At 61.7% G+C, this 15,060-nt stretch carries 12 protein-coding genes, 3 tRNA genes and 1 pseudogene; 2 read left to right on the top strand and 14 right to left on the bottom strand.

Annotated elements, in window-relative coordinates; genetic code table 11:
* Window positions 1–4: 4 nt before the first annotated feature.
* The 13 genes from pyrH to ACYQ4Z_RS03360 all read right to left on the bottom strand — a co-directional run bounded on the left by pyrH (window position 5) and on the right by ACYQ4Z_RS03360 (window position 11,286).
* Window positions 5–724: a UMP kinase gene (gene pyrH, locus ACYQ4Z_RS03420; RefSeq protein WP_219972472.1), complete on the bottom strand. Its 720-nt coding sequence runs from the start codon at window positions 722–724 to the stop codon at window positions 5–7.
* Window positions 725–743: 19 nt separating this feature from the next.
* Entirely contained in the window at window positions 744–1,631 is an 888-nt protein-coding gene (gene tsf / locus ACYQ4Z_RS03415) for a translation elongation factor Ts (RefSeq protein WP_459860041.1), read from the bottom strand.
* Window positions 1,632–1,694: 63 nt separating this feature from the next.
* A complete protein-coding gene (gene rpsB, locus ACYQ4Z_RS03410; RefSeq protein ID WP_219972474.1) occupies window positions 1,695–2,477 on the bottom strand; it encodes a 30S ribosomal protein S2 in 783 nt (260 codons plus the stop codon).
* Window positions 2,478–2,609: 132 nt separating this feature from the next.
* Entirely contained in the window at window positions 2,610–3,839 is a 1,230-nt protein-coding gene (locus ACYQ4Z_RS03405) for an aspartate kinase (protein WP_119334894.1), read from the bottom strand.
* Window positions 3,840–3,855: 16 nt separating this feature from the next.
* Window positions 3,856–5,817, bottom strand: a complete 1,962-nt coding sequence (gene mnmC / locus ACYQ4Z_RS03400) for a bifunctional tRNA (5-methylaminomethyl-2-thiouridine)(34)-methyltransferase MnmC2/FAD-dependent 5-carboxymethylaminomethyl-2-thiouridine(34) oxidoreductase MnmC1 (protein ID WP_459860039.1) — start codon at window positions 5,815–5,817, stop codon at window positions 3,856–3,858.
* A 7-nt stretch (window positions 5,818–5,824) separates the two neighbouring features.
* Window positions 5,825–7,225 carry a glutamate--tRNA ligase gene (gene gltX / locus ACYQ4Z_RS03395; protein ID WP_459860038.1) on the bottom strand — a complete coding sequence of 467 codons (1,401 nt, stop codon included), beginning with the start codon at window positions 7,223–7,225 and terminating at the stop codon, window positions 5,825–5,827.
* A gap of 19 nt (window positions 7,226–7,244) precedes the next feature.
* A complete protein-coding gene (locus ACYQ4Z_RS03390) occupies window positions 7,245–8,303 on the bottom strand; it encodes an L-threonylcarbamoyladenylate synthase (RefSeq protein WP_219972477.1) in 1,059 nt (352 codons plus the stop codon).
* A gap of 7 nt (window positions 8,304–8,310) precedes the next feature.
* The gene (locus ACYQ4Z_RS03385) at window positions 8,311–9,492 is read right to left on the bottom strand and encodes a 5-(carboxyamino)imidazole ribonucleotide synthase (RefSeq protein WP_219972478.1); all 1,182 of its coding nucleotides are present in this window, start codon (window positions 9,490–9,492) and stop codon (window positions 8,311–8,313) included.
* Between the two features lie 6 nt (window positions 9,493–9,498).
* On the bottom strand, window positions 9,499–9,963 hold the full coding sequence (gene purE / locus ACYQ4Z_RS03380) for a 5-(carboxyamino)imidazole ribonucleotide mutase (RefSeq protein WP_119336073.1): 465 nt from the start codon (window positions 9,961–9,963) through the stop codon (window positions 9,499–9,501).
* Between the two features lie 122 nt (window positions 9,964–10,085).
* On the bottom strand, window positions 10,086–10,943 hold the full coding sequence (gene folD / locus ACYQ4Z_RS03375) for a bifunctional methylenetetrahydrofolate dehydrogenase/methenyltetrahydrofolate cyclohydrolase FolD (RefSeq protein WP_219972479.1): 858 nt from the start codon (window positions 10,941–10,943) through the stop codon (window positions 10,086–10,088).
* A 50-nt stretch (window positions 10,944–10,993) separates the two neighbouring features.
* Window positions 10,994–11,069, bottom strand: a tRNA-His gene (locus ACYQ4Z_RS03370).
* 22 nt (window positions 11,070–11,091) lie between these two features.
* A tRNA-Arg gene (locus tag ACYQ4Z_RS03365) sits at window positions 11,092–11,168 on the bottom strand.
* Window positions 11,169–11,209: 41 nt separating this feature from the next.
* A tRNA-Pro gene (locus tag ACYQ4Z_RS03360) sits at window positions 11,210–11,286 on the bottom strand.
* A gap of 237 nt (window positions 11,287–11,523) precedes the next feature.
* Between ACYQ4Z_RS03360 and katG the strand changes: the two genes are divergently transcribed.
* Both katG and ACYQ4Z_RS03350 read left to right on the top strand, forming a co-directional pair.
* Entirely contained in the window at window positions 11,524–13,713 is a 2,190-nt protein-coding gene (gene katG, locus ACYQ4Z_RS03355; RefSeq protein WP_219972480.1) for a catalase/peroxidase HPI, read from the top strand.
* 64 nt (window positions 13,714–13,777) lie between these two features.
* Window positions 13,778–14,146: pseudogene (locus ACYQ4Z_RS03350) on the top strand (NAD(P)-dependent oxidoreductase); the annotation flags it as partial.
* Between the two features lie 91 nt (window positions 14,147–14,237).
* Here the strand turns inward: ACYQ4Z_RS03350 and ACYQ4Z_RS03345 are convergent.
* Entirely contained in the window at window positions 14,238–15,053 is an 816-nt protein-coding gene (locus tag ACYQ4Z_RS03345) for a carbon-nitrogen hydrolase family protein (RefSeq protein WP_119334886.1), read from the bottom strand.
* Window positions 15,054–15,060: the final 7 nt, after the last annotated feature.

The raw sequence follows: 15,060 nt of genomic DNA, 5'->3' as shown, positions 1-15,060 counted from the left end.
CTCTTCAGGAATGCACGAGCGTTCCCTCGTCTTCGCCACACACCACGCGCAACAGCGCGCCAGGCTTGAAGATCGAAAAGACGTTGATCGGTAGTTTGATGTCGCGACACAGCGCAAAGGCGGTGGCATCCATCACCTGAAGGTTGCGGCCGATCGCCTCATCGAACGAGATCCGCGCAAACCGTTGCGCATCCGGATGCTTGGTGGGATCGGCGGAATAGATGCCATCGACTTTGGTCGCCTTCAACACGATTTGGGCGCCGATCTCGGCGCCCCGAAGTGCCGCCGCGGTATCGGTGGTGAAAAACGGGTTTCCGGTGCCCGCAGCAAAGATCACGACCCGACCCTCTTCCAAGTGGCGGATCGCGCGGGCACGGATGTAGGGTTCGACCACCTGGTCGATGCGCAGTGCCGATTGCACCCGCGCCGCGATACCCGCCCGGGTGAAGGCGTCGGCAAGCGCCATCGCGTTCATCACCGTGGCGAGCATCCCCATGTAGTCGGCGGTGGCACGGTCCATGCCACCGGCAGCTCCCTGCATCCCGCGAAAAATGTTGCCGCCCCCGATGACCACCCCTACCTGGACACCCAACGCCGTGACCTCGCCGATCTCCTTGACGATGCGCGCCACGACGGCTTCGTCGATCCCGTAGCTCCGCTCTCCCATCAGAGCTTCGCCAGAGAGTTTGAGGAGAATTCGGCGGTAGGCGGCAACGGCGGTCATCGGCGCACTCCAGCTCGGGTTACGATTTGGCGGCAGCGGCTTGCGCGGCGACTTCGGCCGCGAAGTCGGTGCTCTTCTTCTCGATCCCTTCGCCGACGATGTAGAGCGCAAAGGTCGCGACCCGTGCCCCGCGGCTCTTCAACAACTGCTCGACAGTGGTCTTGTCGTCCTTGACGAAGCCCTGCCCCAAAAGGGTGACCTCTTTGAGGAATTTCTGCACTGCGCCTTCGACCATCTTTTCGACGATGTTGGCCGGTTTTCCGGACTGCTGCGCCTTTTCCGCCGCAACACGACGTTCCGATTCGATCAGCTCACTCGGCACACTGGTGGCGTCGAGCGCTTTGGGCTTGAACGCGGCAACGTGCATCGCTAAGTCTTTCCCCAGCTCGTCGTCGCCACCGACGAGGTCAAGCAGCACGCCGATCTTGCTGCCGCCGTGGATGTAGGGGAAGACCTTCCCTTCGGCCTCGATGCGAACGAAGCGGCGAATGGTGATGTTCTCCCCAATCTTGCCGATCAACTCACGGCGCACCTCGTCGACCGTTTTGCCGTCGAGCGGCAATTGTGCCAACGCGTCGAAGTCGGCCGGGTTGTGCCGGGCGACCAGCTCCGCGACCTGCTTCGCAAACGCTTGGAAGTCTTCGTTCTTCGCGACGAAATCGGTTTCGCAGTTGAGTTCGACCATCGCAGCCAATTTGCCGTCTTCGGAGAGGTAGGTCGCAACGACCCCTTCCGCGGTGATCCGCGTCGACGCTTTCGCTGCTTTATTCCCCAAGCGCACCCGCAGAATCTCTTCGGCCTTCGCCAGATCGCCGTTGGCCTCAGTGAGCGCCTTTTTGCACTCCATCATCGGCGCGTCGGTGCGCTCACGCAGCTCTTTCACCATTTGCGCTGTAATCGCTGTCATTTCGACTCCTTGAATTCTCTTATATCCGCAATGGGTTTTTGATCGGGGGCAAGGTTGTGGACGTTACGCCTCGTCATCGAACGTTTCTTCAATCCCCTCTTCGACGACCGTCTCTTCTTCCACTTCGACGAAGTCGTCCGAGACCGCAGTGACCACCTCTTCGAGCGCCATTGCGCGCCCTTCGAGCACCGCGTCGGCGATCGCACGCGCGTAGAGGCGCACGGCGCGAGCCGAGTCGTCGTTACCCGGAATCACGTAATCGATACCGTCGGGCGAATGATTGGTGTCGACCACCCCAACCACCGGAATCCCCAATTTGTTCGCTTCGGCGACCGCGATCTTATGGTGGCCGACGTCGATCACGAAGATCGCATCCGGCAGATGTTCCATTTCACGAATACCACCAAGGCTCTTTTCGAGCTTGGCGATCTCCCGCTCCAGCCCGAGTTGCTCGCGCTTCGAAAGCTGTGCGACGGTACCGTCTTCGAACATCTGTTCGAGTTCGTTCAACCGCTTGATCGACTGGCGGACGGTCTTGAAGTTGGTGAGCATTCCACCGAGCCAGCGCTCATTGACGTAGGGCATGCCGCAACGCTCGGCCTCTTCGGCGATGATCTCTTTTGCTTGCCGTTTGGTTGCAACAAAGAGGATCGTACCCCGGTTTTGCGCGAGCCGACGCACGAATTCGGTAGCGCGGCGCAACCGCTCGACAGTATGTTCGAGGTTGATGATATGGATTTTGTTGCGTTCACCGAAGATGAACGGCGCCATCTTCGGGTTCCAGAAACGGGTTTGGTGACCGAAATGGACACCGGCTTCCAACAATTGACGCATCGAAACGTTCATGAAAGACTCCTTGACAAGGGTTGAACCTCCGCCCGCACAGCCGCTCAGTAACCTGAGACCCTTGTGCGACACGGGCGTGTGGATTTGCCCCTTCCGAAAGAAGGGGCGCCGAATTATACCACGAGGCCAGGATTACTCTTGCGGGGCGTCGAGATCGAACGCTTTGTGCAGCGCACGGACCGCAAGCTCGAGGTATTTTTCGTCGATCACCACCGAAATCTTGATCTCGGAAGTCGAAATCATCTGGATATTGATCCCTTCGTCGGCCAGCACTTTGAACATCTTCGCCGCAACCCCGGGATGCGAGCGCATCCCCACGCCGACGATCGACACTTTACAGACGCTGCGATCCCCTTCGACCGCGCGCGCGCCGAGCGCGCGCTTCACCTCTTCGAGAATACCCAACGCTTTTTTGAGATCGTTTTTCGAAACCGTGAAACTGAAATCGGTCGTTCCGTCGTGACCGACGTTTTGCACGATCATATCGACGTCGATGTTCGCCTCAGCGATCGGGCCAAGGATTTGGTACGCCACCCCCGGTTTGTCGGGCACACCCAAAAGGGTTACTTTCGCTTCGTCGCGGTTGAACGCGATTCCAGAGATGATCGGCTGTTCCATGGATTGTCCTTCCTCAACGGTAATCAAAGTCCCTTCACCGCCCTCCTCGAAACTCGAGAGGACCCGCAATTTCACTTTGTATTTGCCGGCGAACTCGACCGAGCGGATCTGCAGCACCTTCGAGCCCATGCTCGCCATTTCGAGCATCTCCTCGAACGTGATGCAGTCGAGTTTGCGCGCTTCCGGAACGATCCGCGGGTCGGTGGTATAGACCCCATCGACATCGGTGTAGATTTGGCACTCGTCGGCCTGAAGCGCCGCGGCAACCGCCACTGCAGTCGTGTCCGAACCGCCGCGGCCCAACGTCGTCACGTCCCCCTCGACGTCGATCCCTTGGAAGCCCGCAACGATCACCACTTTCCCGGCGTCGAGCTCCCGTTCGATCGCCTCGCGCTCGATCGAAAGGATGCGCGCTTTGGTGTGCGCGCTGTCGGTATGGATCGGCACCTGCCAACCGGTGAAGCTCTTTGCAGGCACCCCGATCTCTTGCAGCGCGATCGCCAGAAGACCGATCGTGACTTGCTCACCGGTTGCGATCACTTGATCGACCTCACGCGGGTCAGGATTTTCGGAAAGTGCTTGGGTCAAAGCCACCAAACGGTTGGTTTCCCCGCTCATCGCGGAAACGACGACCACCACCCGGTGACCCTCGCGGTGGTACTGCGCAACCCGACGGGCAACGTTCTGGATCCGTTCGACCGAACCCACCGACGTCCCGCCATATTTTTGGACGATCAACGCCATGTCAAGCCCCTACCCTTTAGGAATCGGAAAACGGTGAGTGTAACAAATTGCGGCGGCGCACAAAACGGGCGGGATCGACTGCCGCTGCCAAGCGACGACTCACCGGCCACGGCTCGTCGGCGATTTGTGCCGCAAGGAGCTCGCCAGCGAGTGCCGCGATCGCAATTCCCCGTGCACCCAAGCCGTTGAACACCCACAGGCCGCTGTGCCACCGCTTCGGATCGTCCCAACGGCCACTCGGCGCGAGCGCGCCGACGATCGGCAGATGATCCTGCGTTGCGGCGCGCCAGGCGACTCGACCGGCCAAGCCAGCGTTCCGCATCGCGAGGTCCGTAGGTTGCCAATCGACCATCGCCTGCAGGCGCTGCCAATTGGCTTCGTGGTCGCTTTGGCGCAGGGTAGGATGCCAATCGTCCGGTGTCGCCGTCGCACCGAAGAGCAGGAAACCCCGTTCGGGCGGGATGAGATAACCGCTTCCCGTCACGACCACGCGTGGGCGCGCTTCGCGCGGATGGGGCAGACAACTCACTTGCCCTCGGACCGCATGCAGCGGAAGCGGTGCGCCCGGATACGCGGGCATCGCACCCCACCTCATCCCGTCGCAAGCGAAAGACCAAGGCCAGGAGGGAAGCGCACCGGCCCCGGTCGCCAACACCACTGCGTCGAACGCCAAGGACCGAGTCGATGCGCCACGGGTGTCTGCCGCAGACGACGGCCGCCACGCGACCCGCCAACCGTTCTCGGTAGGAGTAATCGCCGTGACCTGTGCCGACCAGATCGTCGCAAGCGGATAAGCACGCAACCACGCAGCCACCAATGCGGGTGGGGTCACCCAGCCGCCACACGGAAACCACCAACCGCCGAAACGGGTCGTGACGCCTGCGCGGGCGCTCGCCTCGGATTGTGTCACCCAAGTGAGCAGCGATTCGGGCAACGCCAGTTGCGCAACGACCGCGCGCATCCGCGCCTCGTGCGCTGCCGATTTCGCGATCTGGAGCGCCCCACACCACCGCCCGATCGCGCCGAGTGCCGCCCACCGCGGCCAGCGGCTGCGCAAAGTGAGGAGCCCTGTCCGCGTCCATTGCGCCCAGAGGTTGTCGTCGAAACTGGGCAACCAACGCGCGGCCCCGGCGCAATTTCCGGACGCGCCCTGGGCGGGGCCGGAATGCGCATCGAACAGGGTCACCGCGACGCCACGTTCGGCAAGCGCTACCGCAACGCTCGCCCCGGCAAGCCCACCGCCGACGATCGCAACCTGCTTGGGCACGGTGCGCGGTGGTGGTCCGTATGCTGGCGCTACTGCTTCGAGCCGCTCCCGTTTTCCTCCGAACCCGGGGCACCGCCGCACTTCGAGCCGATTCGCGGCAAGCGCACGGCGCACACGTCCCGCCGTACACCACGACGCGACCCGCGCGCCCGAGGCAAGCCGTTTCGCGAACGCGCCCAAAAGGGACTCCGACCACATCTCGGGATTCTTTGCTGGCGAAAAGCCATCGAGATAGAGCGCATCGAAGCGACCGGCAAGTGCCTCGACTGCCGTCATGGCCTCATGCCAGACCAACGTCAGCCGCACGCGGCCGCCATCCAGCCACAAGCGGTGAAACCCGGGAATCGGTAACGGATACTGTTCGAGCAGTTCGGCAACGAGCGGTCGCCAGCGCGGGTCGTTTTCGTACTGACGCCAAAATGCGCCCATCTCCTCACGATCGCGCGGGAAGGCGTCGATCGCAACGTAGTCGAGCGCGGCGCATCGTCCGGGATCGTGCTGCCACGCGCGCCAGGTCACGAAAAAATTGACGCCGAAACCGAACCCATTTTCCAGTAGCGCGAAATGACGACGACCCCGCCACCGCTCGGGCAATCCGACGCCGCGCAAGAAAACCGTTTCGGCTTGCCCCAGCGCGCCAGCACGGGTATGGTAAACGTCACCGAAGCGTTCTGAAAACGCCGCGCCATCGACCCAGCGCCAGTCGCGCATTGTCCGCTCACACCAGCCGATCGAGACGCGCCAGAGTCTCCCGTTTGCCCAATACCGCCACCACCTGATCGATCGCAGGCGACTGTTTCGTCCCCAGCAACACCACCCGCAATGGGATGCCCAATTTGGGCATTTTCACACCACACGCAGCCAACGTCGCTTTCATGGCCGCGGCGATCGTTTCGGGCGTCCAATCCGTTTCGGGCAGTGTTTCCAATCGGGCGCGAAAATCACGCAACACCGTTCGCGCTAGGTCATCTACCTGCGCCGCAACCAGTTCGGCAGGAGGATGCACCGGCTGGTAGAACGGTAGGACCAAATCGGTCAGGACCTCCAGTGTGTCGGCACGGTCGCGGTAGAGTGCGACCACCGTTTCAAGCTGAGGGCCATGCTCGGGATCGACCCCGCGGCGCGCCAAGCGCTCCGCCGCCTCGCTTGCCAGCCGCGCAATCGGGGTCTCTTTGATGTAATGGGCATTGACCCAACGCAATTTGTCGAAATCGAAACGCGCCGCGGAAGGTGTGATGTGGTCGAGATCGAACCACGCAACCAGTTGCTCGCGGGTGAACAGTTCGTCGTCGCCGTGGCTCCAACCGAGGCGCGCCAAGTAATTGACCATCGCCTCGGGCAGATACCCGTCCGCATGGTATTGCATCACCGAAACGGCGCCGTGGCGTTTCGACAATTTCTGTCCGTCGGGTCCCAGAATCATCGAGAGGTGGGCAAAGTGCGGCAGCGTTGCCCCCAGCGCATGATAGAGATGGATTTGCCGCGGCGTGTTGTTGACGTGGTCGTCACCCCGGATCACATGGGTAATCGCCATGTCCCAATCATCGACCACCACACAGAAATTGTAGGTAGGTGTACCGTCGGCGCGCGCGATCACGAAGTCGTCGAGTTCGCTGTTGTCGAATTCGATCCACCCTTTGACCAGGTCGTGCCACCCCACCTTACCACTCGTGGGCGCTTTGAAACGCACCACCGGGGGAACGCCGTCGGGAGGCGGAGGAAGCACTTTGCCCGGTTCGGGACGCCAGCGCCCATCGTATTTGGGTTTCAGTCCCTGCGCCCGCTGCGCCTCGCGCATCGCTTCGAGCTCTTCGGGCGTAGCATAGCAGTAATAGGCTTTCCCTTCGTTCAGCAACCGCTGGATCACTTCCCGATAGCGGTCCATACGCTGCGTTTGATAAAACGGCCCTTCGTCGTAATCAAGGCCGAGCCAATGGATCCCGTCGAGGATCGCCTGAACGGCTTGCGGCGTCGAACGCTCGCGATCGGTGTCTTCGATCCGCAGGATGAACTGTCCTTTGTGGTGGCGCGCGTAGGCCCAATTGAAGAGCGCGGTACGCGCACCCCCGAGATGAAGATAGCCAGTCGGACTGGGCGCAAAACGGGTTCGAACGCTCATCGTCTCTCCTTACGTCTCGTCAGCGGCTGGCCGCACGGCGAAGCCGGTCTCGCACCGCGGTGAGCAACGGGCTATCGCCTTCAGGGAGCGCAACCCACAGCTCCTGCGCTCCGCTTGCATCCAGGGTGCGCAGCGCCTGGTAGAGCTGCTGCGCGATCGCCGCGTCCGCTTCGGGTTGGGGTAGGCGTAACGTCTCTCCAGGCGTTTGAGGCCAATCGGGAGGAAACCAAACCGCGTGCGCGACCGATTCAGCACCTGTTGCCGTTTCCACAAAGCGTCGATACGCTTCCCGACACCACAGACGCAGCGGCGTCGTTGGTGCATAGTGCGAAGGCAACGCCCCAGGAACGCGCGGATCGTCCGCGCGCTCAGAACCGACAACCGCCGGTTTCACGCTCTCATGCACAGGAGCGCGCACCGTGATCGATAGCCCGGCCGCCTGTAACGTCTGCGCGATCTCGTCCGCACTCGCAGCACCGGGTCGTAGCACCACGGCACCGACCGATGCAAGACGGCTCAAATCGACGATCGTCGACTCGACCCCGACCGGCGTCGGACCCGCATCGGCAACCCAAAGCTCAAGCGTCGGAAATTCTTCCACGACGTGTTGCGCCGCAGTCGGCGAGACCCGACCAAAGCGGTTGGCCGAAGGGGCCACGACGCCTCGGCCAAGCTTTTCGATCACCGCCAGCGTGAAGGGTTGTTGCGGAACGCGAAGCGCGACGGTTGGTTGCCCTCCGGTCACCTCACGCAGTACCGTCGACTGTGCCGGCACGACCAGCGTCAGCGGCCCCGGCCAGAAACGCTCTGCGAGCACCGCCGCCGCACGTGGCCAAACGGCCGCATAGCGTGCTGCCATCGCAGCTGAGGCCAAATGGACGATCAGAGGATGATCCGCCGGGCGACCCTTCGCGGCAAAGACCGCTCGAACCGCGGCCCGATGCTCGGCATCTGCGGCAAGACCATAGACCGTTTCCGTAGGCAGCGCGACCAGAGCGCCTGAGGCCAAACGGGACGCAACCGCATCGACGCGATCCGCAGTTGCCGGTATCAGGGTGGGCCGATCAGGATGCACCATGCGCCCCTCACGCCCACCCGTTCGTCGGCAATCCCAGTTGTTGGCGCGCGGCACACACCGTTTGCCGAACTGCTTCCCATGAGGAACCTGTAACGGTGAAGTGCCCCATTTTGCGCCCAGGCCTAGGTTCGTGCTTGCCGTAGAGGTGCAGCGCCACTCCGGGCAACGCCAGGAGCCGCTCCCACTCGGGTTCCCGCCGGGTTCCATCGGCGGCGAACCAAAGATCCCCCAAGAGGTTGTTCATCACTGCGAGGGAGTGGGTCCGAACCGGGGCAAGCGGCAGCGCACAAAGCGCGCGCACCTGTTGCTCGAACTGCGAAACGGAACAGGCGTCGATCGTATGGTGCCCACTGTTGTGCGGGCGCGGCGCCATCTCATTGACCGTGAGGAGCCCGTCGTCCGTATAAAAAAACTCGACGCCCAACACCCCAACGTAGTCGAGCGCCGCAGCGAGACGCAACGCCACATCGAGCGCCTGTACTCGGATCGCTTCCGGCAAAGAAGCCGGCGCGGTCGTCGTATCGAGGATGCCGTTGCGATGAACGTTTTCCCCGGGCGGAAACGCCTCGGCAGTCCCATCGACACCACGGGCCAAGACAACAGAGAGCTCGGCTGCCAACCCCAACCGCTTTTCGAGCACGCACGGAACGCGACCCAGCGATTCCCAAGCGGAAAGGAGCGCATCAGAGGTCTGGACCGAGCGCTGCCCTTTACCGTCGTACCCCAGCCGAGCCGTCTTCAAAATCGCAGGATAAGCCGACGGCGGTACCGCAGCGCAATCGTCAGCCGACTCGATCACCCAGAACGGACCATAAGGCAAGCCATTGGCCGCAAGGAACCGTTTTTCCTTACGACGATCTTGACACACTTCGACCGCATCCGCCCCCGGACGCACCGGAATCGAGCGCGCCAACGCACGCAGCGCTTCAGCCGGAACGTTTTCGAATTCCGTGGTTGCCGCCGCGCAATGTCGTGCAATTTCGGCAAGCGCGTCGGCATCGTCGTACGGCGCAACCAGATGACGGTCGGCAATCTGCCCCGCCGGTGCGTTCGGATCCGGATCGAGCACCCAGACACGAAAACCCAGCTCCTGCGCAGCGCGGACGAAGAAGCGACCCAACTGTCCCCCCCCCAACACCGCCAGCGTTGCTGGCGGAACGATTGGTTGCGGCTTACCCTTCGCGTCCATCTTCGTTCAGCGATCCACCAACGTCATCGCATCTACTGCGGCCACCTGCTCGTTCCGGAACGCCGCCAGTTTTTCGGCAAGTCCGTTGTCGGTGGTCGCCAACATCGCCACGGCAAAGAGCGCCGCATTCGCCGCGCCCGCTTCGCCGATCGCGAACGTTGCAACGGGAACCCCTTTGGGCATCTGCACGATCGAATAGAGCGAATCGACCCCGGAAAGCGCACGGCTCTGCACCGGCACTCCCAAAACGGGAAGGGTCGTCTTCGCCGCGACCATCCCCGGCAAATGGGCGGCGCCGCCAGCTCCCGCAATGATGGCCCGCAAGCCACGCACCGCCGCGGTCTCCGCATAGGCGAACATCCAGTCCGGGGTTCGGTGTGCCGAGACCACCAACGCTTCGAAAGCCACTGCGAAACGTTCCAATACCGCGGCCGCAGCGCGCATCGTCGGCCAGTCCGATTCCGAACCCATCACGATACCCACAAGCGGGTTTGCACCAAAACGCTTTACCCGTTCGTCGCGCAGTACGGCACGCAACGTTTCGGGCAAAGCCACGTTGTGCGCGTCGTTAACTTCGGAAGCGATTGCGCCCATCACGATGCATCCTGGGATTGCAATTGACGTTCCGCTGCGGTGACGGTATTGGCCAGCAGCATCGCGATCGTCATCGGCCCCACACCGCCAGGCACTGGCGTGATCGCTTTGGCAACGGGTTCGGCCGAAGCGAAATCGACATCCCCGACGAGCCGACCATCGTCCAGGCGATTGATCCCGACGTCGATCACCACCGCCCCCGGCTTGATCATCGCGCCGGTGACCAACCCCGGCCGACCCACGGCCACCACCAGCACGTCGGCGCGCCGCGTCACAGCGGCAAGGTCACGCGTTCGCGAATGCGCGATGGTCACCGTAGCGCCTGCCTGCAGCAGTAACGCCGCCATCGGTTTGCCCACGATATTCGAGCGGCCGACGATCACCGCTTCCGCACCGACGAGATCGACGGTGGCTTCGGCCAAAAGCCGCATCACCCCAGCCGGGGTGCAGGGCGCGAAACAGTGACGCCCCTGCCAAAGCCGTCCGAGGTTTTCGGCGTGGAACCCGTCGACGTCTTTGGCGAGCGCGATCCGCTCGATCACCTCGGTTTCGTCGAACTGCGGCGGAAGCGGTAGTTGTACCAGAATGCCATGCACCGTTGGGTCGGCGTTCAACGCGTCAATCGCCGCAAAGACCTCTGCCGGCGCACAATCGGCAGGAAAGCGAAAAGCTCGGGATTCGATGCCGACGTCACCGCACGCAGCGATCTTGTTGCGCACATAGACTTGCGAGGCGGGGTCGTCACCGACCAGGATCACCGCCAACGTGGGTTTCACGCCTTGAGCGGTCAATCGGGCAACTGAGGTTTTGAGTTCGGCGCGAACGCGCGCCGCAAGCGCTTTGCCGTCGAGGATCATCGCTTTTCCTCAAAAAAATAGGCCGGCAAATCCGGCCTTGCGCAATTCGGTGGGGCGACATACCGGATTCGAACCGGTGACACCTGGAGCCACAATCCAGTGCTCTACCAACTGAGCTAATGCCGCCACAATCCAGAAACCTTGTCCGTGGCCTGCCCGACAGGGATCGAACCTGTAACCCCCGGCTTAGAAGGCCGGTGCTCTATCCAGTTGAGCTACGGGCAGATCACCGAAGCTCTTCCCCGTCGGAACGACGGCAGGCAGTCTGGTCGGGGTGGAGGGATTCGAACCCCCGACATCTTGCTCCCAAAGCAAGCGCGCTACCAGACTGCGCTACACCCCGGAAGACCGAGATATTACTGAATCACCGACGGATTGTCAATCGCTGGGTAGCACGATCCACGAAGAGACCCAACAGCCACTACCCGAGAGGAGCGTGCTGCCGGACTGTCCGTACCCTATCGGAACGATTGCCAAAATCGATAGGATTTTCATCGACCCTTTTCTATACTGCCCCAAGGCCACTGCTGATGCCCTGGCCGTACCTCAAAACCGAACCAACGTGGACAGGAGAAAGAAGATGCGTGATACCGCAAAGGCAAACGGCTGCCCCTTTCATACCGGCGCAGCAACCACTGCCGATCCCAAAAACGACCCCTACGCCTGGTGGCCTTCGGCGCTCAACGTCGAAATCCTTCACCAGCACGACACGAAAAGCAACCCCTTACCGGATTTCAAATACCGTCAAGCGGTTCGAACATTGGACGTCGAAGCGCTCAAAGCCGATCTGCGTAAGCTGATGACCGAGAGTCAGCCCTGGTGGCCTGCCGATTATGGACATTACGGTGGGTTATTCATCCGCATGGCATGGCATGCGGCTGGCTCTTACCGCGCTGCGGACGGACGCGGTGGCGCCAACACCGGTAATCAGCGTTTTGCGCCACTCAATTCCTGGCCGGACAACGCCAATCTGGACAAAGCGCGGCGGCTTTTGTGGCCGATCAAAAAGAAATATGGCAACAAAATTTCCTGGGCCGATCTCATCGTGCTGGCAGGAAACGTCGCGTACGAGTCGATGGGACTCAAAACGTACGGTTTCGCCTTTGGGCGCGAAGACATCTGGCAGCCAGAAAAGGACGTCTATTGGGGATCGGAACAGGAGTGGCTTGCGCCGAGCGACCAGCGCTACGTGGATCTCGACAACCCGGAATCGCTCGAGAATCCACTGGCCGCGGTGCAGATGGGTCTGATATACGTCAACCCCGAAGGGGTCAATGGCCAACCCAACCCGCGCAAAACCGCGCAGCACGTTCGCATCACTTTTGCGCGCATGGGGATGAACGACGAAGAGACCGTTGCGCTCACCGCTGGCGGCCACACTGTCGGAAAAGCGCACGGTAACGGTAACCCCGCGCACCTTGGGCCTGCCCCCGAAGGCGCTGAAATCGAGGACCAAGGATTGGGATGGCTCAACAAAACCACGCGAGGCGTCGGCCGCGATTCCGTGACGAGCGGACTCGAAGGTGCGTGGACCCCGACGCCGACGCAGTGGGACAACAGTTACTTCGACCTGCTTTTCGGTTACGAGTGGGAATTGACCAAGAGTCCGGCAGGGGCGTGGCAGTGGCAACCCATCGGCATCCGTCCGGAACACATGCCACCAGATCCAGAAGATCCCAGCAAGCGGACCATGCCCATGATGACGGACGCAGACATGGCGCTCAAGGTGGATCCGATCTATCGCCCGATCGCTGAGCGCTTCTGGCGTGATCCAGAGTATTTCAGCCAAGTTTTTGCCCGGGCCTGGTTCAAACTCCTGCATCGCGACATGGGGCCGCGAACACGCTATATCGGCCCGGAAGCGCCGCAAGAAGACCTCATATGGCAAGACCCTGTCCCACCCGGACCACGCGATTACGACGTAGGAGCGGTGAAACGGGCGATTCGCAACAGCGGCCTCACCGTCCCAGAACTGATCGCCACCGCTTGGGACAGCGCGCGAACGTTCCGCTGCTCCGATTACCGGGGCGGAGCAAACGGTGCGCGCATTCGCCTCGAACCGCAGCGCCGCTGGGAAGCCAATGAGCCGGAACGGCTGGAAAAGGTCCTTGCTGTCCTGGAGCCGATCGCGCACCACTATGGTGCCAGTGTCGCGGACGTGATCGTACTGGGCGGCAACGTGGCCATCGAAATTGCCGCCGAACGTGCCGGTTATGCGATCGAAGTCCCCTTCGTGCCTGGTCGTGGCGACGCCACGCAAGAATGGACCGATGTCGATTCGTTCGAATGGTTGCGACCGCTCGCCGATGGTTTTCGCAATTATTTGAGCCCACAATACCATCGACTTCCGACGCGACAACGGCCGGAAGAATTGCTCATCGACCGAGCCCATTTGCTGGGTTTGACCGCACCTGAGATGACCGTATTGATCGGTGGGCTGCGTGTGTTGGGTGCCAATTACCAGAACGCGCCGGAAGGAGTCTTCACGGATCGCGTTGGTACCCTGAGCACCGACTTCTTCGTTCATCTCACCGACATGAGATACCGTTGGGCGCCGCTTGCTGACAACCGGTATGCGCTGATCGACCGGGAAAGCGGAGAAACGCGATTCACGGCAACTCGCGTCGATCTGGTCTTTGGCTCCAATTCGATTTTGCGCGCCTATGCGGAGGTGTACGCGCAAGACGACGCGCACGAAAAGTTCGTTCGCGACTTCGTGCGGGCCTGGACCAAGGTGATGAACGCAGACCGCTACGATCTCCGGCCATAATCTTCGCAAAGCGACGGTGATTGGTTATGATTGCCTAGCGCGACAAAGAATGGCAGCGATGAAAAAGAAGATCCTGGTTACCCGCTGGATTTTTCCCGAAATCATCGAACGGCTTGCCGCGTCGTGCGTGGTCGACTTTCATGACCAAGACACCGCGCTTCCCCCAGAAACGTTGGCGGATCGCCTCGCTGACAAAGACGGTGCCATCACCTTCCTCACAGGAAATTGGAAAGGTTGGCAGTTCCACGATCCGTGGTATGGGCAGGACGTTCACCACGCGACACTCGGCATCTTGGGCATGGGGCGCATCGGACGCGCGGTTGCGCGACGCGCCAGCGGATTTGCGATGCGGGTGCTCTATCACAACCGCCATCGCCTACCGCCTGAGTCGGAAGCTGGAGCGCAGTGGGTAGCGTTCGACGAACTGCTGGCGGCTTTGGCAGGGCGCCGTCCCCCCAACCTGTTGAATCCAGAGGTTTTGTCCTCCTGACGTTTCGACGGGCACGGGCGCGTGCGTACCCGCGTCAGAACACCCGGTGCGTGAGCGCTGGCAGTTGCGCACGCACCGCGTCGAGCACGTCACGGCGCCACTCAGCCATCACCCAACCCGTGCCTTCTGCATATAGCGCTTGGACAGTCCCCCAGGGATCGATCAGCATCGAGTGGCCCCAGGTGCGCCGACTGCTCTCATGCCGCCCCCCTTGCGCACTCGCCGCGACATAGCAGAGGTTTTCGATCGCCCGTGCGCGCAGCAACACTTCCCAGTGCGCCTGACCGGTGGTGTGGGTAAACGCAGCGGGCAAAACGATCGCATCAACCGGTGCCACGCGGCGGAAAAATTCGGGAAACCGTAGGTCGTAACAAACGCCAAGGGTAAAACGCCACCCTTCGAGAAGAAAGGTCACCCCTTCCGTGCCCGCTTCGATTTCCCGCGCTTCGTCGTACGATTCCGCCCCTTTTTGAAAACGGAAGAGATGGACCTTGTCGTAACGGGCATGCACGTTTCCAGAGCGATCGAACACGAGGCAGCTGTTGCGCATTCGATCCGGGTCGTTCGCTTCGAGCGGAATCGTGCCGCCGATCAACCAAACGCCATACGTTTGCGCCCATCGTGCCATCGCAGCCTGCAACGGCCCATCGCCCCAGCGTTCGCGAAGCGCAAGCCGCACCGCCATTTCGCGATGGATGATCGGCCAGTACTCCGGCAATACGACAACGTCCGCGCCGGCTTGGGCGGCACTGGCAACCAGCCGCTCCGCGGTTGCCACATTCTCCTCGACCCGGGGGGTGCTCACCATTTGCACCACCGCCACCTGCAAGGTTGCCAAATCGGATGACATCGCGTGA

Source organism: Hydrogenophilus hirschii (assembly GCF_054656675.1).
Note: the sequence above shows the minus strand (reverse complement) of the source record. Positions and strands in the feature narration are given on the sequence as shown.